The sequence below is a fragment of the Pseudomonas sp. PSB11 genome (assembly GCF_014596605.1).
In the GTDB taxonomy this organism is placed as follows: domain Bacteria; phylum Pseudomonadota; class Gammaproteobacteria; order Pseudomonadales; family Pseudomonadaceae; genus Aquipseudomonas; species Aquipseudomonas umsongensis.
In genome coordinates, this window is record NZ_NOIO01000001.1 from 246,628 (window position 1) to 271,639 (window position 25,012).

The following is a 25,012-nucleotide window of genomic DNA, read 5'->3' on the forward strand; positions in this document are numbered from 1 at the left end:
GTCGGCCGTTCATTTTTCTTCTGAGGCTTGCGCATGAAATTTCGTTTTCTGCTGTGGATGCTGGGATTGTTGATGGGTAAGGCCAGTCGGACCAATCCAGCGTTTCAGCAGCAGCTGGGTGATAAAGAACTGGTGTTTCAACTGCAGACCCTGGACGGGAAAGTAGCGCGACACTTTCGGGTGAAGGGCCAGCGCATTACCAGCAAGGCGGGTGTGTATGCCGAGCCGGCATTTGCAATCGCCTTCAAGGACGCCGCTTACGGCTTTGCCACGATGCAGGCCAAGAACAAGCAGTTGGCGTTCATGACGGGTATTCAGGACAAGTCGATTCAGATCAAGGGCAACCCGGCGCTGGTGATCTGGTTCCAGGGGCTGACCAAGTATTTGAAGCCGAAGAAGGCTAAGCCTAAGGCTTGAGATTTTTCAGTTGGACCGAGTTGGGTTCTTCGCGAGCAGGCTCGCTCCCACAGGGGGATCACCTAAATCCCTGAGGGAGCGAGCCTGCTCGCGAAGCTTTTAAGCTTGGCTGAACTGCGAAGCCAGTTCGCGCAGTAACACTTCAGCCTCAAGCACTTTGCTGACGACGTCTTCTGCTTTGGCACGGCTCAGACCGAGGCGATCGAGCAGGGCGTCCGGGATATCTTCGTCCGGTCCCGAACCAATGCCCCGGCTGCGCAGCAGGCGTACGGCCAGGCAAACCAGGTTCGGGTATTCGGCGTAGGTGCCGTCGTAGCCTGGGTCGTGCTGGAAGCGTAGCGCGGTGGTGAGTTCTTCCGGCATGTCCCAGTAGCGCATTAGCCATGAGCCGATCTGTTCGCGGCTGATGCCGAGCAGGTGTTGCTCGATGTAGCTGTGGCACAGGTGTGGGTTGACCTCCATGTGACGGCAGATCAGCGAGAAGTGCGGCGGGAACACGTGGGCCAGCAGCAGGTAGCCGAAGTTGTGCAGCAGGCCCGCCAGGTAGGTCAAGCCCGCTTCCGGGCGCTGGGTGCGGGGCATGGCCCGGGTCAGGCCTTCGATAACCGCGGCCGTGTAGATCGATTGCTGCCAGTACGGAGTGCTGTGTTGCGGGCGGTCCTTGGGCAGGCTCAAGGTTTTGCCCAGGGCCAGGCCCAGCGCCAGGTTGATCACCAGGTCGAAACCCAGTACCCGGACGATCGCGTCTTCTACCGAACGAATCTTGCCCGGTGAGGCGTAGTACGGCGATGCGGCCCAGCTGACCACTTGTGCGGCAAGGGCCGGGTCGGTTTCGACCACGCCGGTAATGTCGTCGATAGTGGCGTTAGGGTCGACGCGCAGCTTGATGATCTTCTGCGCCGTTTCGGCCAGCGGTGGGATCTCGATGGTCGCTTCCAGTCGTTGCTGGATGCGTCGCGCGGTGAACGCTTGGACGGCTTGGGAGATCTCATCGCGGTCATCGTCAGGGCGATCGAGGTTGGGGCGGATGCTGCTCAGGTTCTCGCCGAAGTTGGCGGCGCTGGCCTTGGTCAGCATGGACCTGAAGGCTTCGCTGGTGATCTCTAGCAGCACGCCCGGCTCCCCCGAATTGACCAGCACCATGGGTTCACGCAACAGGCTTTCTTCATACAGGCAGGGCGAACTGGTCAGCGATGGCAGGCCCGGCAGCAGGCTCAGGCTGTGTTTGCCGAGCATTTTCTGCAGGCGCTCGGTCGACACGGCTGTGAGGCGCCGGCCTGTGAGTTCGGTCAGGCGATTGAGGTCCAGCAATTGACTCTGCGGATACAGCACCATCAGCGCCCCGACACTGTCATCGAGCAGCACGGCCTGGACTTTGCGCGCAGCCTTCAGGCCGTGATGGTCGAGCACCTCTTCGAAGGAAATGCCCATTTTGTCCAGCAGCAGCCGAATGACCGACGGAGCGTGCGGGGCAGCAGGTGCGAGGGCAACTTCGGTCATGGTCTGTATCCGTTCCAAAACAATTTCAGGAGTATAACCAGCTTGTTCAAAGCCATCGCCTGGAAACTGAGACACTGCTCACACTTGCCCGTATTGCTGCCCATGGCGCAACCAGCGGTCGAGTAACGGGCTGACATGGTCAGGCCAGCGTTCCAGCAGGGCCTGGGCGGCGTCGCGTACGGCAGGCAGCAGGTCGGCATCGCGCATCAGGTCGGCGACCTTGAATTGGAGCAGGCCGGTTTGCCGCGTGCCGAGCATTTCGCCCGGGCCGCGCAGTTCGAGGTCTTTTTCGGCAATCACGAAACCGTCGTTGGTTTCGCGCATGATACCCAGTCGCTGACGTCCGATCTGGGACAACGGTGGATGATAAAGCAGCACGCAATGGCTGACCGCGCTGCCCCGCCCCACGCGGCCGCGCAACTGGTGCAGTTGCGCCAGGCCCAGGCGCTCGGGGTTTTCGATGATCATCAGGCTGGCGTTGGGTACGTCCACGCCGACTTCGATGACTGTGGTGGCGACCAGCAGTTGCAGGTTGCCGGCCTTGAACTCGGCCATCACCGCCGCTTTTTCGGCAGGCTTCATGCGCCCATGGATCAAGCCGACTTTCAATTCGCCGAGGGCGGCGGTGAGGTCTTCGTGCGTAGTTTCGGCGGCCTGGCAGGTCAGCTCTTCCGATTCTTCGATCAGCGTGCACACCCAATAGGCCTGACGCCCCTCGGCACAAGCACCCCGCACTCGTTCGATCACCTCGACGCGCCGGGTGTCAGTGACCAGCACCGTGTTCACCGGGGTACGGCCCGGGGGCAGTTCGTCGAGGATCGAGGTGTCGAGGTCGGCGTAGGCGCTCATGGCCAACGTCCGGGGGATCGGCGTGGCGGTCATGATGAGTTGGTGCGGACACATCCGCCCGCCGACGCCTTTCTGCCGCAGCGCCAGGCGCTGCTGTACGCCAAAGCGGTGCTGTTCGTCGATGATCGCCAGCGCGAGATTCTTGAACTGTACCTCGTCCTGGAACAGCGCGTGGGTGCCGACCACCATCGGCGCTCCGCCCGCGATCTGCTCAAGCGCGGCGACACGGTTCTTGCCCTTGAGCTTGCCGGCGAGCCACGCGACTTCGATACCCAACGGTTCGAGCCAGCGCTTGAAGGTGATGAAGTGCTGCTCGGCAAGGATTTCGGTGGGCGCCATCAGGGCGACTTGATAACCGGCTTCCAGCGCCTGGAGTGCAGCCAACGCGGCGACCACGGTCTTGCCTGCGCCGACGTCGCCCTGAATCAGTCGCAGCATGGGTTCGTGCTGGCTGAGGTCGTAGGCGATTTCGTTGCCGACCCGTTGCTGCGCCCCCGTCGGGGTGAACCCGAGGTTGGCTAAATATTGACCGGGCAGCTTAGTGGCTTTCGGCATCGCTGGCGCGCGCAGGGCACGCATGCTCTCGCGCAGGCGCTGCTGGGACAGTTGATGGGTCAGCAGCTCTTCGAAGGCCAGGCGGTGCTGGGCCCAGTGATGACCCAAGGCGAGTTCGTCGACATCGGCATCGGCAGGCGGGTTATGCAGGTAGCGGATCGCATCGGCCAGCGGCGCCAATTGGTAGTCGCGGGCCAGTTCCTTCGGCAGCCAGTCGGGCAGGCTGCTGGGGCCGAGCAACGTCAGGGTTTGCATGCACAGCTGCCGAAGACGCTGTTGGGTCAGGCCTTCGGTGAGCGGGTACACCGGGGTCAGGGTTTCGTCCACGGGCGGTGGTTCGTCGCCGGTGATGGCGCGGTACTCCGGGTGGTAGATTTCCAGCCCCGACGCGCCGGGCCGCACTTCGCCGTAGCAGCGAATCCGCGTGCCGCGCTTGAGACCTTCTTTCTGTGCATTGCTGAAATGATAGAAGCGCAGGCTCAGGCCGCCGGTGCCGTCCTGCATGCGCACGACAAGGCTGCGGCGCCGGCCCATGACCACGTCTGCGCCGCTGACGGTGCCTTCGACGACGGCGTCCTGTCCGGGACGCAGTGCGCCGATCGGCACCACGCGAGTGCGATCCTGGTAACGCAATGGCAAATGAAACAGAACGTCCTGGAGATTCTCCAGGCCGACCTTGGCCAGTTTTTCGGCCATGGCTTCGCCGACACCCTTGAGTGCCGTCACCGACACTTGCGACAACTCGGTCATGGCGTGGCTTAACCGGCCGTTACCGGTGCGGCGGGCTTGGCCACCGAGCACAGGCGAATGGAGTCAGCGAGGATTTCAATGGCCTTCGGACGCGGGAAGCTTGCACGCCAGGCGATGGCGACGGTGCGGAATGGCACGGGTGCCGACAGCGGTCGAACCTCGATCACGCCAGGGGCGTAGTGATGGCTATCAACTGCCGACAGCGGCAGGATCGAAATGCCGAGGCCGGAGGCCACCATGTGGCGGATGGTTTCCAGAGAACTGGACTCCACCGTGGTGTGCTTGGCGCCGTCGTTGCCCTTGGCCAGTGTCGGGCAGGCTTCGAGTACCTGGTCGCGGAAGCAATGCCCTTCGCCGAGCAGCAGCAGGCTCTTGTCGTTGAGCAGGTTGGCGTCGATGGATTCTTTCTGCGTCCATGGGTGCTGAGCCGGCATCAGGACATAGAACGGCTCGTCATAGAGCTGCAAGGTCAGCACGTCGGCTTCGTTGAACGGCAGGGCGATGATGATCGCGTCGAGTTCGCCATTGCGCAGTTTGTCGCGCAGCACGTGGGTGAAGTTTTCCTCGATGTACAACGGCATCTGCGGGGCAACCCGGTGCAGTTGTGGAATCAGGTGCGGAAACAGGTACGGGCCGACGGTATAGATCGCGCCGACCTTGAGTGGCGCGGTCAGCTGGTTCTTGCCAGCCTGGGCCAGTTCGCGAATGCCTTGGGCCTGTTCGAGTACTTTTTGCGCCTGGGCGACGATGCCTTCGCCAACCGGGGTCAAGCGCACGGCGCTTTTGCTGCGCTCAAAAATCAGCACACCGAGTTCGTCTTCAAGCTTTTTCACGCCCACCGACAGGGTTGGTTGGCTGACGTGACAACGCTCGGCGGCATGGCCGAAGTGTTGTTCTTGGGCGAGGGTAACGATGTAGCGTAATTCTGTGAGGGTCATAGCAAGCGTCCATGAAGTTGCGAGCCAAGCATACCGGCTGCAATCGATAGACGCACGTTATCAGAAGGTATGTGGCGTGTAACACAGGGCAATACCGGTTTGCCGTATCCAGATATGCAAAAGGCACCTTATCGGTGCCTTTTGCAGAGCCAGGGGCCTGGATGGCCGATGTGATCAGCGTCGGCGCTTGTCGATCGAGTACACAAAGGGTGCAACGATTTCGATGGAGCCATTGGTCAGCATGTCGGCCGGCGGCTTGGGCAGCGGTTGGGCACGGCGGATCATGTCGAGGGTCGCCCGGTCCAGATCGGCTGTGCCCGAAGCGCCTACCAGCTCGAAAGACAGGACGTTGCCTTCGCCGTCGACCACGAAACGCAGACGGTTCATGCCTTCCTTGCCCCGTGCCTGTGCACTGGCGGGGTACTTCTTGTACTTTTGCAGGTGCGCCAGCAATGCGCCTTGCCAACTCGCCTTGGCCGCGACTTGAGCCGCTGAAGGGCCTGGTGCGGGCTGGGCGGACTTCTCCGTCGGCGCCTGGGTCGGCTGCGTGTCGGCGGGTTTCTCTTCCGACGGCTTTTCCTTTGGCGGATCAGGCTTCTTCTCTACCGGTTTGGGCGGCTGAGGCTTCGGCTTGGGTTTTACCGGCTTGGGCACGGCAATCTCGGCCTTCGGCGCTTCGGCAAGCTTGGGTATCGGCAGTTCTTCAACCGGAGTGGGCGGCTGCGGTGGCGTGACGACCTTCGGCGGTGCAGGCGGTGGCGGGGCGGGAAGCGGTGCCAGTTCGACCATCATTGCCTGAGGTGGCAATTCGATGGGTGGGTGGGCAGTCCAGTTCACGGCCAGCGCGATGGCCAGCGCGTGAACGCCCAGCACGATGGCCAGGCTACCGCTGTAACGCGTCAGCTTATGGCGCGTATTGATCATTTCTTGGCTGCCGTCTCGAGTCCGACCAGGCCCACCTTCAGGTAACCGGCGGCGCGCAGATTGTCCATCACGCTCATCAGGTCGCCGTAATCCACACCTTTATCGGCCTGGAAGAAGATCGTTGTGTCTTTCTTGCCCTGGGTCCTGGCGTCGAGCGTGGCGCCAAGTGCTTCGGCCTTCACTTCGTCTTCGCCGAGGAACAGGCGCTGGTCAGCCTTGACGCTGAGGAACACCGGTTTCTCCGGCCGTGGCGCGGGCTTGGCGGTGGACGCGGGCAGGTCGACCTTGATGTCTACGGTAGCCAGCGGGGCCGCCACCATGAAGATGATCAGCAGCACCAACATCACGTCGATGAACGGCGTGACGTTGATTTCGTGGTTTTCGGACAGATCGTCGTCTGCCCCTTCTTTCAAATGCAGGCCCATGGCCGATTACCCCACTTTCACCATGTGCGGATGTGAGCTGCGCTCAGGCTGGTGGTCGAGGTCGCGGCTGACCAGCAGCAGGACCTCTGCCGACGCGTCGGAGACCTGCGCTTTGTAACCGGCGATGGAGCGGGCGAACACGTTGTAGATCACCACCGCAGGGATCGCTGCCACCAGGCCCAGAGCCGTGGCCAAGAGGGCTTCGGCGATGCCGGGGGCGACGACGGCGAGGTTGGTGGTCTGGGTCTTGGCGATGCCGATGAAGCTGTTCATGATGCCCCATACGGTACCGAACAGGCCGACGAACGGCGCAGTGGAACCGATGGTGGCAAGCACGCCGGTGCCGCTGCTCATGTTGCGACCGCAAGCCGCTACCAGGCGCTCAAGACGGAAGCTGACGCGCTCCTTGATGCCTTCTTTTTCACGGCTGTTGACCGACAGGCGCATCTCTTCGAGGGCATCATGGACCAGCAGGTTGGCCAGGGTGCCTGCCTTCGCCGCAGTGGCGCTGGCTTCCTTGAGGGAGGCGGACTTTTTCAGCTGGGCGATTTCACCGCGCAGACGACGCTTGGCGCCCATCAACTCAAGACCCTTGGCGATCCAGATGGTCCAGGTGATGATCGAGGCGATGGCCAGGCCGATCATCACGATTTTCACGATGATGTCGGCGTTTTGGTACATGCCCCACGGCGACAGGTCATGGGCCATGCCCAGGGTGTTGTCGGCCTCGAGGACTTCGGGAGCGTCTTCACCCATCGCGTCTGCCGGTACTGCCTGGGCAGGATTGTTCGCGGTCGGCGTGGCTGCCGGGGTGGTGTGGTCGGCCTGGGCAGGTGCGACGGCGGCAGTCGGGGTGGCGGGGGCTTGTGCGTCAGCAAAGGCGGCGGTTGGCGCCAGCATCAGGCTGAGTAGCAGGGCGGCCACCGCGCTCCAGGCGCGAGGTCGTTTGGTTGGCGAAGCGGAGAGTTGAATACGTGTCATGCTGGGCCGGACCTGAAGGAAAAAGACGGTTAATGTTCTTCCAGGCCTCGTAAGGCCGAGAACAAAAGTGGTCCGCATTATTGCAAGTAATTCTTGTTAACAGAAGTAATAGCGTCTCTTTTTTTCCTGCATTGCTAGCCGCTCGTCCATTGCCAGCGCTGGTTTGTCCATTTTCAAGGAGAGTTTTCTGATGTCCGCACCCTCTGTTTTGATCGCCGGTTGCGGTGATGTCGGCAGTCGCCTGGCCACGCAGTTGTTGGCTGGCGGGTGGGAAGTCCATGGCCTGCGCCGTGACGTTTCACGCCTGCCCGAAGGGGTTGTCGGAGTGGCCGGCGACCTGTTCAACAAGGACTGCCCGGCAACCTGGCCGGTCGGTGCGGTGGATTACGTGGTGTACTGCGCGGCCGCCACCGATCACGATGAAGCGGGTTATCGGGCCGCTTATGTCCAGGGCTTGCAGCATGTGCTGGAGTGGCTGGACGACTATGGTCAGGTGCCCAATCGCTTGTTGTTCGTTTCCAGTAGTAGTGTCTACGGCCAGCAGCAGGGCGAGTGGATTGATGAGACTTCGCCAGCCGTGGCGGCGGGTTATTCAGGGCGTGTGATGCTTGAAGCGGAGCAGATTGCTCTCAATAGCGGCATCCCGGCCAGTATCGTGCGTTTGACCGGTATCTACGGCCCGGGTCGTGAATGGTTGCTGACTCAGGTTCGCCGCGGGTATCGCGTGGCGATCGATCCGCCGCTGTACGCCAATCGAATTCATGCCGATGACGCCGCCGGCTTGATGGCCTGTCTACTCGAAGCGGACCGGCGTGGCGTGGCACTGGACGATGTATATATAGGTGTTGATGACGAACCCGCCGCGCTTGCGGATGTGGTGGGCTGGTTGCGCGAGTACATGGGTGTGACCGAATGGGCGGAGGACGCCACTGTGCGCCGCACCGGGAGCAAGCGTTGCAGCAATGCGCGGGCGAAGGCGTTGGGTTGGACGCCGAAGTATCCGAGTTTTCGCCAGGGTTATGCGGCGATCATTGAAGGGCGTTGCTGACTTCAAGACACCACAAACCAAATGTGGGAGCGGGCTTGCTCGCGAAGGCTATTTATCATTCAACGTTGATGTCGACTGATACATCGCTTTCGCGAGCAAGCCCGCTCCCACATTGGTCATGCGTAGGTCACTGCTTCTCGAGCAGCCACTTGCGATTGCCCGGTGTGTACTGGGGCATTTCGTCTGCCTGGGCGGTATTCACCGCCTGGAAAATTTCCAGTTCCTTGCCTTTGCGTGCAAAGATCCAGGGGCTTCCTTGTCCGTTGAGCTGCAACCACATGTTGTCATTGCCACCGCTCATCGATGCACAATCACCCGCCAGGCACAGGGCATAACGATCGGCTTCCGGCAGGCCGATGACCTGGCCGTCGGCCTGGAACTGCACGCTATTGCCTTCGCCGGGGCCGCTAACGACCTTCCAGCTGCCGCCCATGTACGCCGAGTACAGCGCGCGTTCGAAACTGGCACCCATCGGTGCGCCATCCGGAACCGGGATCAGTGCGCGGTCGAAGACCTGCTCGGGTTCGTTGTCGCTGGCGGCCTGGCTCAGTTGCTTGCCGTCACGCTTGAGCTCGCTGGCAGAGCTGCCATAAAAGTCGACTTTCCAGGCGCCGGACTGTTCGCCCAGCAACTTGCCTTCGACATTTTCAAAACCATTGGTGTAGCGGGCCTGGCTGGCCTTGGTGTTGACGTCCCACTCCAGGTTCGGACCATAGGCCTGGAGGGCTTCACGCAGGGGGCCGCCTTTGGCTGCAGCATCGATCGCCGTCTGGTTGATCCAGGTGCCGCTGATATCACGGTCGGCAGGGTTGCTGGCACAACCGCCCAAAAACAGGGCGAGCAGCGAGAGAACAAGCGCTTTGCGCATGGTGGAATCCTTTCAGACTTTCTTTACTGCAGAGCGGTCGGCGCAGCCATGGGCTGCGCCAGACGCATTACTCGATGACCAGGATGGCATCCATTTCAACCTGCGAACCCTTTGGCAGGGCCGCAACGCCAATGGCGGCGCGTGCTGGGTAAGGCTGGTCGAAGTATTTGCCCATGATCTCGTTGACCTTGGCGAAATGGCTCAGGTCGGTGAGGAAGATGTTCAGTTTGACGATGTCCTTGAACGAACCACCGGCGGCTTCGGCCACGGCCTTGAGGTTCTCGAACACCTGGACGGTCTGGGCTTCGAAGCCTTCGACCAGTTCCATGGTTTTTGGGTCCAGAGGGATCTGGCCCGACATGTAGACGGTGTTGCCAGCCTTGATCGCCTGGGAGTAAGTACCGATGGCAGCCGGGGCCTTGTCGCTGGTGATAACAGTCTTGGTCATGAATGACTCCTTGTAATGGATGGGTGGCTACGCGCGCATGCGGGTGATGCGGATCACCCCGGTCAGGGCGCGCAGTTTCTTGATCACACGGGCCAGGTGCACGCGGTCGTGCACGCTGACCACCAGTTGGACCACGCTGATGCGACCATCGCGTTCATCCATGCTGATTTTTTCGATGTTGCCGTCGGCCGCGTTGACGCTGCTGGCCAGCAGGGCGATCAGGCCGCGCTGGTGTTCCAGCTCAACGCGCAGTTCGACGTTGAATTCGCCGGTGACATCCTTGGCCCACGAGAGCTGGATGCATTTTTCCGGGTTGTGGCGGATTTCGCTGATGTTGCGGCAGTTGTCCAGGTGCACGACCATGCCCTTGCCCGCGGACAGGTGACCGACAATCGGGTCGCCCGGAATCGGTGTGCAGCACTTGGCGTAGCTGAGGACCAGACCTTCGGTGCCGCGGATCGCCAGCGGACCTTCAGGGCTGGGTAACTGCTCGCCTTCGCCAAGCAGGCGTCGGGCGACAACGTAGGCCATGCGATTGCCCAGGCCGATGTCTTCAAGCAAGTCTTCGATCAGTTCGAGGCGGTACTCGGCAAGCATGGCTTTCACGCGCTCGGCCGGGATTTTTTCCAGCGAGCTGTCGAAGCCGTTGAGCACCTTGTTCAGCAGGCGTTCGCCCAAGCTGATGGACTCGGAGCGGCGCTGCAGTTTCAGCGCATGGCGAATATGGGTGCGCGCCTTGCCGGTGACTACGAAGTTGAGCCACGCCGGGTTCGGCCGTGCGCCGGGAGCGCTGACGATCTCGACCGTGGAACCGCTTTGCAACGGTTCGGACAGCGGCGCGAGGCGACGGTTGATCCGGCAGGCAATGCAGCTGTTGCCGACATCGGTGTGCACCGCGTAGGCGAAGTCGACCGCCGTAGAGCCCTTGGGCAGCTCCATGATCCGGCCTTTTGGCGTGAACACGTAGACCTCGTCCGGGAACAGGTCGATCTTCACGCTTTCGATGAATTCCAGCGAGTTGCCGGCCCGTTGCTGCATTTCCAGCACGCCCTTGACCCACTGGCGGGCGCGTGCGTGCGTGCCTTTTGGCTGCTCGTCGCCGCTGGATTTGTACAGCCAATGGGCGGCGATGCCGTTGTTGGCCATCTCTTCCATTTCACGGGTGCGGATCTGGATCTCGATCGGAACACCGTGCATGCCGAACAGCGTGGTGTGCAGCGACTGATAGCCGTTGGCCTTGGGGATCGCGATGTAATCCTTGAAGCGCCCCGGCAACGGTTTGTACAAATTATGAACAGCACCCAGCACGCGGTAGCAGGTATCGACCTTGTCGACGATGATCCGGAATGCATATACATCCATGATCTCGTTGAAGGCCCGACGCTTGCCGCGCATCTTCTTGTAAATGCCGTAGAGGTGTTTCTGGCGCCCGCTGACCTCGCCCTGGATGCCATCGATGGCCAGGCAGTGGCTCAGGGATTCTTCGATCTTGTTGACGATTTCCTTGCGGTTGCCCCGGGCGCGCTTGACCGCCTGGTAGATTCGCGCGGAACGCATCGGGTGCATGGCCTTGAAGCCGAGGTCTTCGAATTCTATGCGGATGGCGTGCATGCCCAGCCGGTTGGCGATGGGCGCATAGATTTCCAGGGTTTCCTTGGCGATGCGCCGGCGCTTTTCGCCGGACAGCACTTCCAGCGTGCGCATGTTGTGCAGGCGGTCGGCCAGCTTGACCAGGATCACGCGAATGTCGCGCGCCATGGCCATGGCCATTTTCTGGAAGTTTTCAGCCTGGGCTTCGGCCTTGGTCTCGAAGTTCATCTGGGTCAGTTTGCTGACCCCGTCGACCAGTTCGGCCACGGTTTCGCCAAATTGCGCTTGCAGCGCTTCCTTGGCAATGCCGGTGTCTTCGATCACGTCATGCAGCATGGCCGCCATCAGGCTCTGATGGTCCATGTGCATGTCGGCAAGAATATTCGCCACCGCAAGTGGGTGCGTGACGTACGCCTCACCGCTACGGCGGCGTTGGCCGTCGTGGGCTTGTTCGGCGTAGAAATACGCTCGGCGGACCAGGTTGACCTGGTCTTTGCCGAGGTAGGTCGATAAGCGATCGGCGAGGGCGTCTATGCTCGGCATGATGACTCCTGCCGCAAGCTGTGTTCCCGCGCCGTGCTACGTCGACCAGGCATAGGCTTAGACGGCCTCGTTGGACTCGTCCTCGAATGCAGCGAAAAGCGGTTCATCTTCAACGATTTCGGCTTCGGCGATAGCTGCGTAGTCGATCAGGCCTTCAGCGATTTCACGCAGGGCGACGACGGTAGGCTTGTCGTTTTCCCATGCTACTTTCGGCTCTTTGCCGCCGGTGGCCAGTTGACGGGCACGCTTGGTAGAGAGCATGACCAGCTCAAAGCGGTTATCCACGTGTTCTAGGCAGTCTTCAACGGTTACGCGGGCCATGGTCTTCCTCGTAGCAAATGCAATATGCGCGCTGCCCGGATGGGCGAGCGGACTCAACAGTTTAAAAAATCACCAGCGATTAGGGAAGCGCTGATTTTTTGACCAAGCTCTTCAACGCGCTGCAAGTGCCAATGTAAAGCCCTTGCAGCTGTTTTGGGAAGAGCTCTTTAGCCGAGTAATTCAGCCAGTAATTTGCCAAAACGTTGCTGCTGGCGTTTTTGTTGCAGCTGATTGGCGCGGAAAATCGCCTTCAGGTCGTCCAGTGCGTGGGCGAAATCGTCGTTGATGATCAGGTAGTCGTAGTCGACGTAGTGGCTCATTTCGCTGACGGCTTCGCGCATGCGGCCTTCGATGATCTCGTTGCTGTCCTGACCGCGGTTGTCCAGGCGCTGGCGCAGGGCTTCCTGGCTCGGCGGCAGGATGAAGATCGAGCGCGCCTGGGGCATCAGCTTGCGCACCTGCTCGGCGCCTTGCCAGTCGATTTCCAGGATCAGGTCGTGGCCTTCGTCCAGCGTCTGCTGCAGGTGGCTCTGCGAGGTGCCGTAGAGATTGCCGAACACCTCGGCGCGCTCAAGGAAATCGCCGTGCTCGATCATCTTCACGAACTCTTCGCGCGAGACAAAGTTGTAGTTCACGCCGTCCACTTCACCCGGACGCATCGCGCGGGTGGTGTGGGAAACGGAAACCTGGATCTGCGGCTGGGCGTCGATCAAGGCCTTGACCAGGCTGGTCTTGCCGGCGCCCGAAGGCGCGGAAATGATGTAGAGGGTGCCGGTGCTGTGGGTCATGGGGTTTGCCTTACTCAATATTCTGCACTTGTTCGCGCATCTGCTCGATCAACACCTTGAGGTTGACCGCAGCCTGGGTGCTGCGCGGGTCGAAGGCTTTGGAGCCCAGTGTGTTGGCTTCGCGGTTGAGTTCCTGCATCAGGAAGTCCAGGCGCCGACCGGCGGCGCCGCCGGACTTGAGCACCCGGCGAACTTCGATGATGTGAGTGCTCAGGCGATCCAGTTCTTCGGCGACGTCGCTTTTTTGCGCGAGCATGACCATTTCCTGCTCCAGGCGCTGCGGGTCCATCTCGGCCTTCATGTCGGCAAAGCGGTCGAGCACTTTCTGGCGCTGGGTGGCGAGCATCTGCGGAACCAGTTCGCGCAGGGTCACCACGTCTTCTTCAATGGACGTCAGGCGATCGTTGATCAGCCGCGCCAGCTCCGCGCCTTCGCGCTCGCGGCCGGCCTTGAGCTCTTTGAGGCCCTGGTTGAACAGTGCCAGTGCCTCGGCGTTCAGCGCTTGCGGGTCGGTCGCGTCGCCCACCAATACGCCGGGCCAGGCCAGCACTTCGAGTGGGTTGAGCGCAGCCGGATTCTTGATCAGGCTGGCAATGGTCTCGGCGGCCGCAACCAGTTGTGCTGCGCGTGCCTGGTCCACCTGCAGCGGTTTACCGGTACTTTCCTCGGTGAAGCGCAGGGTGCATTCGAGCTTGCCTCGCGAGACAGCCTGGCGCAGCGCTTCGCGTACGGCGCCTTCGAGGTCGCGGAAGGACTCAGGCAGGCGCAAGTGGGGTTCCAGGTAGCGGCTGTTGACCGAACGCAGCTCCCAGCTCAGGGTACCCTGGCCCCCGGCTTTCTCGACGCGGGCGAAGGCGGTCATGCTGTGCACCATGGAGGTACCTCGCAATGCAGATCGGCGCGCAACTGACGTTCCGGCAATCCGATATCAATGAATTTAAGCCGACTGGCAGCAAAGGCGCAGGATTGTAGCGCAGTGGCGTGGATGCGCCCAAACACACGGTGTGACAAAGGCCTGCAGGTCGTCGGCAGCGGGCTGTGCAGAGCCTTCGCTCGTCCGAGGATTTTTTTAGAAGTGCCCAGTCGTGGCTGGCGGCTCTATAATGCTCCGCAGTTTTCCGTCCCCGTACAGGTATCCCTTATGAAACGTCCAAGTGGTCGCGCTGCCGATCAGCTCCGCTCGATCCGCATTACCCGCAACTACACCAAACACGCCGAGGGATCCGTACTGGTCGAGTTCGGTGATACCAAGGTCATCTGCACCGTCAGCGTCGAAAACGGCGTGCCTCGGTTCCTCAAGGGCCAGGGCCAGGGCTGGTTGACGGCCGAGTACGGCATGCTGCCGCGCGCCACCGGCGAGCGTAACCAGCGTGAAGCCAGCCGCGGCAAGCAAGGCGGGCGTACCCTGGAAATCCAGCGCCTGATCGGCCGTTCCCTGCGCGCTGCGCTGGACATGTCCAAGCTGGGCGACATCACCCTGTACGTTGACTGCGACGTGATCCAGGCTGACGGTGGCACACGCACCGCCTCCATCACCGGCGCCATGGTTGCCCTGGTCGATGCCTTGAAAGTGATCAAGAAGCGTGGCGGCCTGAAAGGCGGCGACCCGCTCAAGCAAATGATCGGCGCGGTGTCGGTGGGCATGTATCAAGGCGAACCTGTGCTCGACCTCGACTACCTGGAAGATTCGGCGGCCGAGACCGACCTGAACGTGGTGATGACCAGCACTGGCGGCTTCATCGAAGTCCAGGGCACTGCCGAAGGCGCACCGTTCCAGCCTGAAGAGCTGAACGCCATGCTGGAACTGGCGAAAAAAGGCATGAACGAAATCTTTGATCTGCAAAAGGCTGCACTGGCCGACTGATCTGGATACCTGTAGGCAAGGAGGGCGCCATGAGTGACGAGCAGCAGCTACTTCCCACCCCGAGCAAAGAGGTTCGGCAGTGGGCTATGTTTTGTCACTTGTCCGCCTTGCTGGGGATCTGGATCCCATTCGGTACGCTGATCGGCCCGCTGGTACTGTGGCAAATGAAGCGCGAGATGGACCCGTTCATCGACGCGCAGGGCAAGGAGGCGCTGAACTTTCAGATCACGGTCGCCATTGCTTCCGCCATTTGCCTGCTGCTGATGCTGGTGATTATCGGGTTTTTCCTGTTTGGTCTGGTGGCGATCGGGGCGCTGGTCCTGACCATCATCGGTGGTGTGAAAGCCAATGAAGGGGTGCCCTATCGGTATCCGTTCACGTGGCGGTTGATCAAATAACGATCAGCGAAGATCTTTTTGTGGGAGCGAGCCTGCTCGCGAAAGCATTGTGCCAGGCGACATTTGTATTAACTGACACTTCGCCTTCGCGAGCATGCTCGCTCCCACAGAAAACTAATCGCCCACAAAAAAGCCGACATCGCTGTCGGCTTTTTTGCATCTGACACTTAGATGGTCAGCGTCCAGTCGTAGTCCACGATCAGTGGCGCGTGTTGCGAGAACCGTGGCTGACGTGGCAGGCGCGCGCTGCGTACGAAGCGGCGCAGGCCCGGGGTCAGGATCTGGTAATCGAAGCGCCAGCCGAGGTTGAGCATTTCGGCCTGTTCGTTATCCGGCCACCAGCTGTACTGGTCGCCTTCACGGCTGACTTCGCGCAGGGCATCGACGTAACCCATGTTGCCGACAATCTCGTCCATCCAGGCGCGTTCAGGCGCCAGGAAGCCCGGGGATTGCTGGCTGTCACGCCAGTTCTTGATGTCCAGCTTCTGTTGCGCCACATACAGCGAGCCACAATAAATGTACTCGCGGCGTTTGCGCCGCTGCTTGTCCAGGTACTTGGCGAAGTCGTCCATGAGCTTGAACTTCTGGTTCAAGTCCTCATCGCCGTTCATCCCGGAAGGAAGCAGCAGGGTTGCAATACTAACTTTGTCGAAATCTGCTTGCAGGTAGCGCCCGTAGCGGTCTGCCGTCTCGAAACCGAGACCGCTGATGACAGCCTTCGGTTGCAACCGCGAGTACAAAGCCACGCCGCCTTGGGCGGGAACTTCGGCGTCGCAGGCATAAAGGAAGTATCCATCCAGTTGGAAGGCTGGATCGTCCAGTTCAAAGGCGGAGGCACGGGTGTCCTGCAGGCAGATGACGTCGGCATTCTGTGCCTGCAGCCAACTGAGCAAACCTCGCTCGACTGCAGCCTGAATACCATTGACGTTCACACTGATGATCCGCATAAATGGCCCCAAAAATCGCGTGCGTGTATGATACACGGCGTCAACCTAATTAGCTAAATCCGTGGTATTTGGGGTTTTTTTCATGCAAGCGTATCAGCGCGATTTCATTCGTTTTGCCATCGATCGCGGCGTTTTGCGCTTCGGTGAGTTCACCCTGAAGTCCGGGCGCACCAGTCCTTACTTCTTCAATGCGGGCCTGTTCAACTCGGGTTCGGCCCTGGCGCAGCTGGGTCGTTTCTACGCTGCAGCCATTGCCGAAAGCGGCATTGGCTTCGATGTTCTGTTCGGTCCGGCCTACAAAGGGATCCCTTTGGCGGCGACCACTGCAGTGGCATTGGCCGAGCATCACGGTCGTGACCTGCCATGGTGCTTCAATCGCAAGGAAGCCAAGGCTCATGGTGAAGGCGGTAGCCTGGTCGGCGCGCCGCTGACCGGCAATGTGCTGATCATCGACGACGTGATCACCGCTGGCACCGCGATCCGTGAAGTGATGCAGATCATCGCCTCCCAGGAGGGCGCCAAGGCGGCCGGCGTGCTGATCGCCCTGAACCGTCAGGAGCGTGGCAACGGTGAGTTGTCAGCGATCCAGGAAGTGGAGCGTGATTTCGGTATTCCGGTGATCAGCATCGTTTCGCTGAACCAGGTGCTCGAGTTCCTGGCTGACGATCCGCAGCTCAAGCAGCACCTGCCAGCCGTGGAAGCCTACCGCGCCCAATTCGGCGTTTAACACCCGGACCCTGTGGGAGCGAGCCTGCTCGCGAAGAACGTCAACGAAAACGCGGGGTTTTCTGGTAGCCCGCGTTGCTCTGGCGTCCATCGCGAGCATGCTCGCTCCTACAGGGGTCTTTTTGTGTGGCTATCGCTTACGGACGCTTGCGATTGCTGATCAGGGTGCCCACGCCGGTATCGGTGAAGATCTCCAGCAGAATCGCATTCGGTACCCGACCGTCAATGATCAGCGAGCTGCCCACGCCACCCTGAACCGCTTCCAGTGCACAACGGATCTTTGGCAGCATGCCGCCATAGATGGTGCCGTCGGCGATCAGGTCGTCGACTTGCTGGGTGGTCAAGCCGGTCAGGACCGTTCCCGCCTTGTCCATCAGGCCGGCGATGTTGGTCAGCAGCATCAGCTTCTCGGCTTTCAGCGCTTCGGCGACCTTGCCGGCCACCAGGTCAGCATTGATGTTGTACGACTCGCCGTTCTCGCCGACGCCGATTGGCGCGATCACCGGGATGAAGTTGCCTTTGACCAGCAGGTTCAGCAACTCGGTGTTGATCCCGACCACTTCGCCCACCTGGCCAATGTCGATGATTTCCGGTTGGGTCATCTCCGGAGTCTGGCGGGTGACGGTCAGTTTTTTCGCACGAATCAGCCCGGCGTCTTTGCCGGTCAGGCCAATGGCGCTGCCGCCATGACGGTTGATCAGGTTGACGATGTCCTTGTTGACCTGGCCACCGAGGACCATCTCGACCACGTCCATGGTAGCGGCATCGGTAACGCGCATGCCGTCGACGAAGTGGCTCTCGATCGACAGGCGCTTGAGCAGATCGCCGATTTGCGGGCCGCCGCCGTGAACCACGACCGGGTTGATGCCCACGGCCTTCATCAACACGATGTCGCGGGCGAAGCCGGTTTTCAGCTCCTCGCTTTCCATCGCGTTGCCGCCGTATTTGATCACCAGTGTCTTGCCGACATAGCGGCGAATGTAAGGCAGCGCTTCGGACAGGACCTTGGCGGTGTTGGCGGCGGCTTCGCGTTCGAGGGTCATTCAGGGCTCCGGGTGAATCAGAACGGTAGTTGGAGATCAGGTGCAACACGCTTCAACTGGACGTGGAAAACGTCCTTGATGCGCGAAAGTTCTGCCTCGTCATCGGCCTCGAAGCGCAGGACCAGCACCGGTGTGGTGTTGGAAGCGCGAACCAGGCCCCAGCCTTTGGCATAGTCGACTCGCACGCCGTCAATGGTGGTCAGGTCGGCGCCTTCGCCCCACTTCGCGTCGTGCAATGCATCAATGATGCTGAATTTGCTCTCTTCGGTCACATGGATATTGATTTCCGGCGTAGAAATATCGTTCGGGAAGGTCGCGAACAACTCTTCGGCCGTAGATTTCTCCTTGCTGAGGATCTCCAGCAACCGCGCGGCGCTGTAAATGCCGTCGTCGAAACCGAACCAGCGCTCCTTGAAGAAGATATGCCCGCTCATTTCGCCGGCCAACAGGGCGCCGGATTGTTTCATTTTCTTCTTGATCAACGAATGACCGGTTTTCCACATGAGTGGACGACCACCGTACTCCTTGATCAGGGGGATCAAGCGGCGAGTGCATTTAACGTCGAAGATGATTTCGGCGTTCGGATTGCGCGCCACCACGTCACGGGCGAACAGCATCAACAGGCGATCCGGGAAAACAATGCTGCCAGTGTTGGTCACCACGCCGACGCGGTCGCCGTCGCCGTCGAAAGCCAGGCCGATATCGGCATTGGTTTCCTTGACCTTGGCGATCAGGTCGACGAGGTTTTCAGGCTTGCCCGGGTCCGGGTGATGGTTGGGGAAGTTGCCATCGACCTCGCAGAACAGCGGGATGACTTCGCAGTTCAACGCTTCGATCAATTGCGGGGCGATGACGCCGGCGGCACCGTTGCCGCAGTCCACCACGACTTTCAGGCGGCGGGCCAGTTTGATGTCCTGGACGATTTCGGTGGTGTAGCGATCAAGGATCTCGACCCGGGTTATGCTGCCCTTGCCGCTGCTCAGGTTGTTGGTCTTGAGGCGGTCATGCAGGGCCTGGATCTGTTCATTGGCCAGGGTATCGCCGGCAATGACGATCTTGAAGCCGTTGTAGTTCGCTGGGTTGTGGCTGCCAGTGAGCATCACCCCGGATTTGCCGGCCAGCACGTTGGCGGCGTAGTACAGCGCGGGCGTTGGCACCAGGCCGACGTCGCTGACGTGGCAACCGCTGTCGGCCAGACCTTGAATCAGCTGTTCAACCAGCTCGGGGCCGGACAGGCGCCCGTCACGGCCAACGGATACATTCGGTTCATCCTGGGCCAGGCTCTGGGCGCCAATGGCGCGACCGAGCCAGTAAGCCGTTTCGGCGTTGAGAAATTCCGGGACGGTGCCGCGTATGTCATAGGCACGGAAAATACTGTCGGGGAACTTGGGTGCAACGCGTACAGGGGTGCTCATCTGGGGAAATGCTCCATCTTGAAAGTGGCTGGACCCGGCCTGCGAAAAAGTCGTCGACAGGTTTAAACTGAAAGGTATGACGGCGTTTTTCGCGCAGAGTTCGTGGTGCGAAAAGGCCATGCCAGCAACGCGAGCGGCTTTTGGGCCGTTCAATCCATTGATTCAGGCGTATAGAGAACGTATCAGTGGCTGCCGGAATGACCGAAGCCGCCGGTACCACGCTGGGTTTCGACGAACTCTTCAACCATCTCGAAATGCGCCTGCACCACCGGCACCAGCACCAGTTGCGCCAGGCGTTCGCCGACGGCCATGGTGAAGTCGGTCTGGCCACGGTTCCAGCACGAGACCATCAGCGGTCCCTGGTAGTCGGAGTCAATCAGCCCGACCAGGTTGCCCAGGACGATGCCGTGTTTATGGCCCAGGCCGGAGCGCGGCAGGATCAGCGCCGCCAGGTTCGGGTCGCCGATGTAGATCGACAGGCCAGTGGGGATCAGTACCGTTTCACCCGGCTTGATCACGATGTCCTGCTCCAGCATGGCGCGCAGGTCGAGGCCGGCGGAACCTGGCGTGGCGTACTGTGGCAGCGGGAATTCGGTACCGATGCGGGGGTCGAGGATCTTGGCTTGCAAAGCGTGCATGTAAATTAAACCTGGTTCAGACGTTCGGCGATAAAAGTGATCAGCTGGCGAGCAATCTTGCTCTTGCTGGTCTGGGCGAAGAGTGTGGCGTGAAGTTCACGGTCGATTACGCTGCAGGCGTTTTCTTCGCTGTTGAAGCCAATGCTCGGGTTGGCGACGTCGTTGGCGACGATCAAATCGAGGTTCTTGTCTTTCAGCTTGCGGGCAGCGTAGTCGAGCAGGTGTTCGGTTTCGGCGGCGAAACCGACACTGAATGGTCGGTCGGGGCGTGTAGCGATGCTGGCCAGGATGTCCGGGTTGCGCACCATTTGTAGCAACAAGCCGTCGCCGTTCGTAGGATCTTTCTTGAGTTTCTGTGGTGCGACGACTTCTGGGCGGTAGTCCGCGACCGCTGCCGAGGCGATAAACAGGTCGCAAGGAATCGCCGCTTCGCACGCGGCGAGCATGTCGCGGGCGCTGACTACGTCGATGCGCGTAACACGGTCCGGGGTCGGCAGATGCACCGGGCCCGTGATCAGGGTTACGCGGGCGCCGGCTTCAACCGCCGCTTCGGCCAGGGCAAAGCCCATTTTTCCGGAGCTGTGGTTGGTGATGTAGCGCACCGGGTCGATGTTTTCCTGGGTTGGGCCGGCGGTGATCAGCACGTGCTTGCCGGTCAGTGCCTGGCGCTGGAAGCAGTCTGCCGCGCATTGAGCCAGCTCCGTCGCTTCGAGCATGCGCCCCAGGCCGACGTCGCCGCAGGCCTGGCTGCCCGAAGCTGGACCGAAGGCCTTGATGCCACGGCTTTCGAGAGTTTGCAGGTTGGCCTGGGTGGCCGGGTCGCGCCACATGGCCTGGTTCATCGCCGGAGCGACGGCCACCACTGCGTCGGTGGCCAGCACCAGCGTAGTCAGCAGGTCATCGGCAATACCCTGGGCCAGGCGCGCGATCAAATCCGCGGTGGCGGGTGCGATCAGCACCAGATCGGCCCATTTGGCCAGCTCAATGTGGCCCATCGCCGCTTCGGCCGCCGGGTCCAACAGGTCCAGGTGCACTGGATGCCCGGACAGGGCCTGCATGGTCAGCGGAGTAATGAATTCAGCGCCGCCACGGGTCATGACCACGCGCACTTCCGCGCCCTGATCGATCAGGCGGCGAACCAGGTCGGCGCTCTTGTAGGCAGCGATACCGCCGCCGACGCCCAGAACAATGCGTTTCCGATACAGCCGCTGCATAGGCCTGCCTTTCATTTTCGTTGATGACTGCGTTGCGATACCCCCTCCCCAGGAGTGAAATCGCCCGCAAAAAAGATGGGCTACGATATCACAGCGACCGCTACGGAACAGCGGCGCCCACAGACAGGGAGGTGCTATGAGTATTCGCGATTGGCCGGCTTCGGAACGGCCGCGGGAGAGGTTGCTTGAACAGGGCTCGGGAAGTCTTTCGGACGCCGAGTTGCTGGCGATATTTTTACGAACTGGCGTGGTGGGTAAAAGTGCCGTCGATCTGGCGCGACACCTGTTGAATCAATTTGGCAGCCTGCGTTTGCTGTTGGAGGCCGACCAGGAAACGTTCAGCAAGCAATTGGGGCTCGGTCCGGCGAAATTCGCGCAGTTGCAGGCTGCTCAGGAAATGAGCAGGCGCCACTTGGCCGAGCGTGCGCGCGAAAAATCGGCCCTGGAAAACCCGCAGGCGGTGCGTGAATACCTCAAGTCGATGCTGCGTCATGAGCCCCACGAGGTGTTTGGGTGCCTGTTTCTCGACTCCAGGCATCAGGTCCTGGCGTTTGAGGTGCTGTTTCGCGGCTCGATCGACAACACCAGCGTTCACCCGCGGCAAGTGGTCAAGCGTGCATTGGCTCACAATGCTGCGGCACTGATCCTCTGTCACAACCATCCGTCGGGCAATACTGACCCCAGTCAGGCTGACCGGATGCTGACCAAGCGCCTGCAGAAGGCGCTGGACCTCATCGATGTGCGGGTGCTCGACCATTTCATCATTGGCGATGGCAGCCCGCTATCGATGGCCGAATACGGTTGGATGTGACCCCGATCTGTAGGAGCCGGCTTGCTGGCGATAGCGTCGGTACACTCAAATTTCGAACTTGCTGGCCTCATTCGCCAGCAAGCCTGCTCCTACAGTGTTTTGTGATGAAGTGGCCTATTTGATGTTGACCTTCGAGTAATCCTGTCGCCCAAACGGGCTGACCGAGTATCCCTCGACACTCTTGCTGGTCAGGGCGAAGGCGGTCGGATGCGCCAGGGGCAGCCACAACGCCTGTTGCTGGATCTGCGTCTGTGCCTGTTCGTAGAGCTTGGTGCGCACGCCTTGCTCACCGGTGGTCTTTCCGGCGCTGATCAACTTGTCCAGGTCCTGGTTGCAATAGCGCGCAAAGTTGGTGCCGGACTTGACGGCTGCGCAGGAAAACTGCGGCGTGAGGAAGTTGTCGGGGTCACCGTTGTCACCCGCCCAGCCCATGAACAGCAAGTCGTGTTCGCCGGCCTTGGCGCGGCGAATCAGCTCGCCCCATTCGATCACGCGGATTTCGGCTTGAATGCCGATTTCCGCCAGATCGGACTGCAGCATTTGGGCGCCGAGACTCGGGTTAGGGTTCAGCAGGCTGCCGGAAGGCCGGGTCCAGATCGTAGTCTGGAAACCCTCCTTGAGCCCGGCCTTGGCCATCAACGCCTTGGCCTTCTCGATGTCATTCGAGTACCCCGGCAATGTTTTCGCATAGCTCCAGGTGTTGGGCGGGTAGGGGCCGTTGGCAGGTTCGGCGGTGTCTTCGAACACGGCCTTGACGTAGTTGGCCTTGTCGAAGGCGAGGTTGATCGCCTGGCGCACTTCGGGTTTGTCCAAAGGCGGGTGTTGACTGTTGATGGCAACGAAGGCGGTCATGAAGGCGTCAGTCTTTTCGACTTTCAGCGTCGGCTCCTTCAGCGCCGCCTGGACATCCAGAGGCTTGGGCGACAGGGCGATCTGGCATTCATTGCGGCGTAGTTTCTGCAAGCGCACGTTGGCGTCAGGGGTGATGGCAAAGATCAGCGGGTCGACCGAGGGCTTGCCGCCGAAGTACTCGGCATTGGCTTTGTAGCGAACCGTGGCGTCCTTCTGGAAACGCGTGAAAACGAACGGGCCAGTGCCGATCGGTTGGCTGTTGAGCTTTTCCGGCGTGCCGGCTTTCATCAGCTTGTCAGCGTACTCGGCCGAGTAAATCGAGGCGAAGCCCATGCTCAGGGTGGCGAGGAAGGTGGAGTCCGGGTGATCCAGGGTGAAACGAATGGTCAGGGGGTCAAGTGCGTCGATCTTCTTGATCAGTGCGGGCAATTGCATCGACTGAGCATGGGGAAAGCCGCTCTGGGCGACTTTGTGCCATGGGTTGGCCGGATCGAGCATGCGGTCAAAGCTGAACTTCACGTCCTCGGCAGTCAGTTCGCGCGTGGGGCTGAAGTAGTCGGTGCGATGAAATTTCACCTGGGGGTGCAACTTGAAGATGTAGGTCAGGCCATCCGGCGTGACCTCCCAGCTGTCTGCGAGGCTGGCGACCACTTTGCCGCTGGCCGTGTCGAAGTCTACCAGGCGGTTCATCAGCACGTCGGCCGAGGCGTTGGTGGTGGTCAGCGAGTTGTATTGCACCACATCGAACCCTTCGGGGCTGGCCTCGGTGCAGACGCTCAGGGCGGCGGCGTAGGCCTGTGGGCCCAGCAGGAGCGGGGCAAGCAACAGCGGTAGGGCAGCGAGGCGCATGGTCGGGTTCCTTTACAGATCGAAGGCCCATCTGCAAGTGCAGTCTGGAAAAGGCTTACCCTAGTGGGCTGGATTGCAAATGACTATCCCCTTTTTCGTTTTCAGGGGACTATAGGCGATCGATTCGGGTGAGCACTGGTTGGAAAGCGCTGGATTGGCCTGTCGGGAAGATTCTCTGCGACGAGCGGTCGCAAGCGACGATAGCCTTGATCCAAGGCGTCTGGCGCCTGAAAAATGGGGTTTTTATCAATTCAACGCACACCGAATGTTGTTGCTCTCCAGTCTTTCTGGTATAAAGCAGCGCTCTTTTCTAGGGGCCCGGTTCCTTCACTGTAGGTGTAGCCGGTAAGACCTCTAAAGAATCGCGGCGCCTGGCGCCACAATGACTAGAGATTAAGCGGCCAACCCATGCCGGGTTGGGCATGTGGTTTTAGAGGGCTGAGGCATGTCTAGAGTATGTCAAGTTACCGGTAAGGGTCCGGTAACTGGGAATAACATTTCCCACGCAAACAACAAAACCCGTCGTCGTTTCCTGCCGAACCTGCAGCATCACCGCTTCTGGGTTGAAGAAGAGAAACGTTTCGTGCGTCTGCGCGTATCTGCCAAAGGCATGCGTATCATCGACAAGCGTGGCATCACTGTCGTGCTGGCCGAAATCCGCGCTGCTGGCAAGATCTAAGGGAGCTAATCATGCGTGAATTGATTCGTTTGATTTCGAGCGCCGGTACTGGTCACTTCTACACTACCGACAAGAACAAGCGTACTACCCCGGACAAAATCGAGATCAAGAAATTTGATCCGGTTGTTCGCAAGCACGTGATCTACAAGGAAGGCAAAATCAAGTAATTGATTTTTCCCGACTTACGAAAAAGGCCCGTATCGCAAGATACGGGCCTTTTTTGTTGCCTGCAAAAAGTCAGGCCTTCTGTTCAAACGCCACATAGATCTTGCGGCAAGGCTCCAGCACTTCCCAAGTGCCGCGGAAGCCGGCCGGGATCACGAAGCGATCGCCCGCGCGTACGGTTTTGCTGTTGCCGTCGTTGTCACGCAGCACAGACACACCCTGGACGATTTCGCAGTATTCGTGCTCCGTGAAATTCACCAACCACTGGCCGACCGCGCCTTCCCACACACCGGCATTCAGCTGACCGCAAGGGCTGTTGTAGTGGTTGTACACGGCTTGCTCGGGATCGCCCTTGAGGACTTTCGCCGGGTCTGGGCGATAGCGTTCGACGGCAGTGGTGGCCTGGCTGAAGTCGACGATGTTCTGGATGCTCATTGTTGTATTCCCCCGTGATTGCGACGCGAGT

At 60.4% G+C, this 25,012-nt stretch carries 26 protein-coding genes and 1 pseudogene; 8 read left to right on the forward strand and 19 right to left on the reverse strand.

What is annotated here, in order from left to right; translation table 11 throughout:
- Nucleotides 1-33: 33 nt before the first annotated feature.
- A complete protein-coding gene (locus CGA21_RS01155) occupies nt 34-417 on the forward strand; it encodes a helicase (protein WP_110748220.1) in 384 nt (127 codons plus the stop codon).
- A gap of 99 nt (nt 418-516) precedes the next feature.
- On the opposite strand, the gene CGA21_RS01160 is transcribed toward CGA21_RS01155, so the two are convergent.
- The 6 genes from CGA21_RS01160 to exbB form a co-directional block, all read right to left on the reverse strand.
- Nucleotides 517-1,917, reverse strand: a complete 1,401-nt coding sequence (locus CGA21_RS01160; protein WP_188263370.1) for an aminoacyl-tRNA deacylase and HDOD domain-containing protein — start codon at nt 1,915-1,917, stop codon at nt 517-519.
- A gap of 78 nt (nt 1,918-1,995) precedes the next feature.
- The gene (recG, locus tag CGA21_RS01165) at nt 1,996-4,071 is read right to left on the reverse strand and encodes an ATP-dependent DNA helicase RecG (RefSeq protein WP_020797915.1); all 2,076 of its coding nucleotides are present in this window, start codon (nt 4,069-4,071) and stop codon (nt 1,996-1,998) included.
- Nucleotides 4,072-4,079: 8 nt separating this feature from the next.
- On the reverse strand, nt 4,080-5,009 hold the full coding sequence (locus tag CGA21_RS01170; protein WP_008064487.1) for a hydrogen peroxide-inducible genes activator: 930 nt from the start codon (nt 5,007-5,009) through the stop codon (nt 4,080-4,082).
- Between the two features lie 174 nt (nt 5,010-5,183).
- Nucleotides 5,184-5,933, reverse strand: coding sequence for an energy transducer TonB (locus CGA21_RS01175; protein ID WP_110748214.1), 750 nt, complete (start codon nt 5,931-5,933; stop codon nt 5,184-5,186).
- On the reverse strand, nt 5,930-6,358 hold the full coding sequence (exbD, locus tag CGA21_RS01180) for a TonB system transport protein ExbD (RefSeq protein ID WP_008064483.1): 429 nt from the start codon (nt 6,356-6,358) through the stop codon (nt 5,930-5,932). The genes CGA21_RS01175 and exbD overlap by 4 nt, the downstream gene beginning before the upstream one ends.
- A 6-nt stretch (nt 6,359-6,364) precedes the next feature.
- Complete coding sequence (gene exbB / locus CGA21_RS01185; protein WP_110748211.1) at nt 6,365-7,339, reverse strand: tonB-system energizer ExbB; 975 nt, start codon at nt 7,337-7,339, stop codon at nt 6,365-6,367.
- Between the two features lie 190 nt (nt 7,340-7,529).
- Here exbB and CGA21_RS01190 point away from each other — a divergent pair, with 190 nt between their 5' ends.
- Nucleotides 7,530-8,387: an SDR family oxidoreductase gene (locus CGA21_RS01190; RefSeq protein ID WP_188263371.1), complete on the forward strand. Its 858-nt coding sequence runs from the start codon at nt 7,530-7,532 to the stop codon at nt 8,385-8,387.
- A 127-nt stretch (nt 8,388-8,514) separates the two neighbouring features.
- Here the strand turns inward: CGA21_RS01190 and CGA21_RS01195 are convergent, their stop codons facing one another.
- The 6 genes from CGA21_RS01195 to CGA21_RS01220 all read right to left on the reverse strand — a co-directional run bounded on the left by CGA21_RS01195 (nt 8,515) and on the right by CGA21_RS01220 (nt 13,819).
- Nucleotides 8,515-9,255: a hypothetical protein gene (locus tag CGA21_RS01195; protein ID WP_188263372.1), complete on the reverse strand. Its 741-nt coding sequence runs from the start codon at nt 9,253-9,255 to the stop codon at nt 8,515-8,517.
- Between the two features lie 67 nt (nt 9,256-9,322).
- Nucleotides 9,323-9,703, reverse strand: coding sequence for a RidA family protein (locus CGA21_RS01200; RefSeq protein WP_003229509.1), 381 nt, complete (start codon nt 9,701-9,703; stop codon nt 9,323-9,325).
- Between the two features lie 27 nt (nt 9,704-9,730).
- Nucleotides 9,731-11,836 (reverse strand): bifunctional GTP diphosphokinase/guanosine-3',5'-bis pyrophosphate 3'-pyrophosphohydrolase, encoded by a 2,106-nt coding sequence (gene spoT / locus CGA21_RS01205; RefSeq protein WP_008062824.1) that lies wholly within the window; start codon nt 11,834-11,836, stop codon nt 9,731-9,733.
- Between the two features lie 57 nt (nt 11,837-11,893).
- Nucleotides 11,894-12,157: a DNA-directed RNA polymerase subunit omega gene (gene rpoZ, locus CGA21_RS01210; RefSeq protein WP_007921129.1), complete on the reverse strand. Its 264-nt coding sequence runs from the start codon at nt 12,155-12,157 to the stop codon at nt 11,894-11,896.
- Between the two features lie 167 nt (nt 12,158-12,324).
- Nucleotides 12,325-12,945 carry a guanylate kinase gene (gmk, locus tag CGA21_RS01215; RefSeq protein ID WP_008062825.1) on the reverse strand — a complete coding sequence of 207 codons (621 nt, stop codon included), beginning with the start codon at nt 12,943-12,945 and terminating at the stop codon, nt 12,325-12,327.
- Between the two features lie 10 nt (nt 12,946-12,955).
- The gene (locus CGA21_RS01220; RefSeq protein WP_110748202.1) at nt 12,956-13,819 is read right to left on the reverse strand and encodes a YicC/YloC family endoribonuclease; all 864 of its coding nucleotides are present in this window, start codon (nt 13,817-13,819) and stop codon (nt 12,956-12,958) included.
- Between the two features lie 267 nt (nt 13,820-14,086).
- On the opposite strand from CGA21_RS01220, the gene rph reads away from it, so the two are divergent.
- Together rph and CGA21_RS01230 are read left to right on the forward strand one after the other, a co-directional pair.
- The gene (rph, locus tag CGA21_RS01225) at nt 14,087-14,809 is read left to right on the forward strand and encodes a ribonuclease PH (protein ID WP_020797907.1); all 723 of its coding nucleotides are present in this window, start codon (nt 14,087-14,089) and stop codon (nt 14,807-14,809) included.
- 29 nt (nt 14,810-14,838) lie between these two features.
- Nucleotides 14,839-15,207, forward strand: a complete 369-nt coding sequence (locus tag CGA21_RS01230; protein WP_188263373.1) for a DUF4870 domain-containing protein — start codon at nt 14,839-14,841, stop codon at nt 15,205-15,207.
- 167 nt (nt 15,208-15,374) lie between these two features.
- Here the strand turns inward: CGA21_RS01230 and CGA21_RS01235 are convergent, their stop codons facing one another.
- On the reverse strand, nt 15,375-16,154 hold the full coding sequence (locus CGA21_RS01235) for an exodeoxyribonuclease III (RefSeq protein WP_008062840.1): 780 nt from the start codon (nt 16,152-16,154) through the stop codon (nt 15,375-15,377).
- A gap of 82 nt (nt 16,155-16,236) precedes the next feature.
- On the opposite strand from CGA21_RS01235, the gene pyrE reads away from it, so the two are divergent.
- Nucleotides 16,237-16,881, forward strand: coding sequence for an orotate phosphoribosyltransferase (pyrE, locus tag CGA21_RS01240; RefSeq protein ID WP_110748197.1), 645 nt, complete (start codon nt 16,237-16,239; stop codon nt 16,879-16,881).
- A gap of 136 nt (nt 16,882-17,017) precedes the next feature.
- Here pyrE and argB read toward each other — a convergent pair whose 3' ends face one another.
- The 4 genes and pseudogenes from argB to coaBC form a co-directional block, all read right to left on the reverse strand.
- Complete coding sequence (gene argB, locus CGA21_RS01245; protein ID WP_020797904.1) at nt 17,018-17,923, reverse strand: acetylglutamate kinase; 906 nt, start codon at nt 17,921-17,923, stop codon at nt 17,018-17,020.
- Nucleotides 17,924-17,940: 17 nt separating this feature from the next.
- Nucleotides 17,941-19,344: pseudogene (locus tag CGA21_RS01250) on the reverse strand (phosphomannomutase/phosphoglucomutase); the annotation flags it as partial.
- Nucleotides 19,345-19,520: 176 nt separating this feature from the next.
- Complete coding sequence (gene dut / locus CGA21_RS01255) at nt 19,521-19,976, reverse strand: dUTP diphosphatase (RefSeq protein WP_008054604.1); 456 nt, start codon at nt 19,974-19,976, stop codon at nt 19,521-19,523.
- A 5-nt stretch (nt 19,977-19,981) separates the two neighbouring features.
- Complete coding sequence (coaBC, locus tag CGA21_RS01260; protein WP_110748192.1) at nt 19,982-21,190, reverse strand: bifunctional phosphopantothenoylcysteine decarboxylase/phosphopantothenate--cysteine ligase CoaBC; 1,209 nt, start codon at nt 21,188-21,190, stop codon at nt 19,982-19,984.
- A gap of 136 nt (nt 21,191-21,326) precedes the next feature.
- On the opposite strand from coaBC, the gene radC reads away from it, so the two are divergent.
- Entirely contained in the window at nt 21,327-22,001 is a 675-nt protein-coding gene (gene radC / locus CGA21_RS01265) for a RadC family protein (RefSeq protein WP_110748189.1), read from the forward strand.
- A 114-nt stretch (nt 22,002-22,115) separates the two neighbouring features.
- Here radC and CGA21_RS01270 read toward each other — a convergent pair whose 3' ends face one another.
- Nucleotides 22,116-23,702, reverse strand: coding sequence for an ABC transporter substrate-binding protein (locus CGA21_RS01270; RefSeq protein ID WP_188263374.1), 1,587 nt, complete (start codon nt 23,700-23,702; stop codon nt 22,116-22,118).
- A gap of 445 nt (nt 23,703-24,147) precedes the next feature.
- Here CGA21_RS01270 and rpmB point away from each other — a divergent pair, with 445 nt between their 5' ends.
- Both rpmB and rpmG read left to right on the forward strand, forming a co-directional pair.
- Nucleotides 24,148-24,381, forward strand: coding sequence for a 50S ribosomal protein L28 (gene rpmB, locus CGA21_RS01275; protein WP_003176907.1), 234 nt, complete (start codon nt 24,148-24,150; stop codon nt 24,379-24,381).
- Nucleotides 24,382-24,392: 11 nt separating this feature from the next.
- Nucleotides 24,393-24,548: a 50S ribosomal protein L33 gene (rpmG, locus tag CGA21_RS01280; RefSeq protein WP_007894709.1), complete on the forward strand. Its 156-nt coding sequence runs from the start codon at nt 24,393-24,395 to the stop codon at nt 24,546-24,548.
- Nucleotides 24,549-24,618: 70 nt separating this feature from the next.
- On the opposite strand, the gene CGA21_RS01285 is transcribed toward rpmG, so the two are convergent.
- Nucleotides 24,619-24,981: a cupin domain-containing protein gene (locus CGA21_RS01285; protein WP_008054608.1), complete on the reverse strand. Its 363-nt coding sequence runs from the start codon at nt 24,979-24,981 to the stop codon at nt 24,619-24,621.
- Nucleotides 24,982-25,012: the final 31 nt, after the last annotated feature.

Excerpts from the sequence above, each read along its gene's own strand:
- CGA21_RS01155 (WP_110748220.1), top strand. The coding sequence starts at position 34 with ATGAAATTTCGTTTTCTGCTGTGGATGCTGGGATTGTTGATGGGTAAG.
- CGA21_RS01160 (WP_188263370.1), bottom strand. The coding sequence starts at position 1,917 with ATGACCGAAGTTGCCCTCGCACCTGCTGCCCCGCACGCTCCGTCGGTC.
- recG (WP_020797915.1), bottom strand. The coding sequence starts at position 4,071 with ATGACCGAGTTGTCGCAAGTGTCGGTGACGGCACTCAAGGGTGTCGGC.
- CGA21_RS01170 (WP_008064487.1), bottom strand. The coding sequence starts at position 5,009 with ATGACCCTCACAGAATTACGCTACATCGTTACCCTCGCCCAAGAACAA.
- CGA21_RS01175 (WP_110748214.1), bottom strand. The coding sequence starts at position 5,933 with ATGATCAATACGCGCCATAAGCTGACGCGTTACAGCGGTAGCCTGGCC.
- exbD (WP_008064483.1), bottom strand. The coding sequence starts at position 6,358 with ATGGGCCTGCATTTGAAAGAAGGGGCAGACGACGATCTGTCCGAAAAC.
- exbB (WP_110748211.1), bottom strand. The coding sequence starts at position 7,339 with ATGACACGTATTCAACTCTCCGCTTCGCCAACCAAACGACCTCGCGCC.
- CGA21_RS01190 (WP_188263371.1), top strand. The coding sequence starts at position 7,530 with ATGTCCGCACCCTCTGTTTTGATCGCCGGTTGCGGTGATGTCGGCAGT.
- CGA21_RS01195 (WP_188263372.1), bottom strand. The coding sequence starts at position 9,255 with ATGCGCAAAGCGCTTGTTCTCTCGCTGCTCGCCCTGTTTTTGGGCGGT.
- CGA21_RS01200 (WP_003229509.1), bottom strand. The coding sequence starts at position 9,703 with ATGACCAAGACTGTTATCACCAGCGACAAGGCCCCGGCTGCCATCGGT.
- spoT (WP_008062824.1), bottom strand. The coding sequence starts at position 11,836 with ATGCCGAGCATAGACGCCCTCGCCGATCGCTTATCGACCTACCTCGGC.
- rpoZ (WP_007921129.1), bottom strand. The coding sequence starts at position 12,157 with ATGGCCCGCGTAACCGTTGAAGACTGCCTAGAACACGTGGATAACCGC.
- gmk (WP_008062825.1), bottom strand. The coding sequence starts at position 12,945 with ATGACCCACAGCACCGGCACCCTCTACATCATTTCCGCGCCTTCGGGC.
- CGA21_RS01220 (WP_110748202.1), bottom strand. The coding sequence starts at position 13,819 with ATGGTGCACAGCATGACCGCCTTCGCCCGCGTCGAGAAAGCCGGGGGC.
- rph (WP_020797907.1), top strand. The coding sequence starts at position 14,087 with ATGAAACGTCCAAGTGGTCGCGCTGCCGATCAGCTCCGCTCGATCCGC.
- CGA21_RS01230 (WP_188263373.1), top strand. The coding sequence starts at position 14,839 with ATGAGTGACGAGCAGCAGCTACTTCCCACCCCGAGCAAAGAGGTTCGG.
- CGA21_RS01235 (WP_008062840.1), bottom strand. The coding sequence starts at position 16,154 with ATGCGGATCATCAGTGTGAACGTCAATGGTATTCAGGCTGCAGTCGAG.
- pyrE (WP_110748197.1), top strand. The coding sequence starts at position 16,237 with ATGCAAGCGTATCAGCGCGATTTCATTCGTTTTGCCATCGATCGCGGC.
- argB (WP_020797904.1), bottom strand. The coding sequence starts at position 17,923 with ATGACCCTCGAACGCGAAGCCGCCGCCAACACCGCCAAGGTCCTGTCC.
- dut (WP_008054604.1), bottom strand. The coding sequence starts at position 19,976 with ATGCACGCTTTGCAAGCCAAGATCCTCGACCCCCGCATCGGTACCGAA.
- coaBC (WP_110748192.1), bottom strand. The coding sequence starts at position 21,190 with ATGCAGCGGCTGTATCGGAAACGCATTGTTCTGGGCGTCGGCGGCGGT.
- radC (WP_110748189.1), top strand. The coding sequence starts at position 21,327 with ATGAGTATTCGCGATTGGCCGGCTTCGGAACGGCCGCGGGAGAGGTTG.
- CGA21_RS01270 (WP_188263374.1), bottom strand. The coding sequence starts at position 23,702 with ATGCGCCTCGCTGCCCTACCGCTGTTGCTTGCCCCGCTCCTGCTGGGC.
- rpmB (WP_003176907.1), top strand. The coding sequence starts at position 24,148 with ATGTCTAGAGTATGTCAAGTTACCGGTAAGGGTCCGGTAACTGGGAAT.
- rpmG (WP_007894709.1), top strand. The coding sequence starts at position 24,393 with ATGCGTGAATTGATTCGTTTGATTTCGAGCGCCGGTACTGGTCACTTC.
- CGA21_RS01285 (WP_008054608.1), bottom strand. The coding sequence starts at position 24,981 with ATGAGCATCCAGAACATCGTCGACTTCAGCCAGGCCACCACTGCCGTC.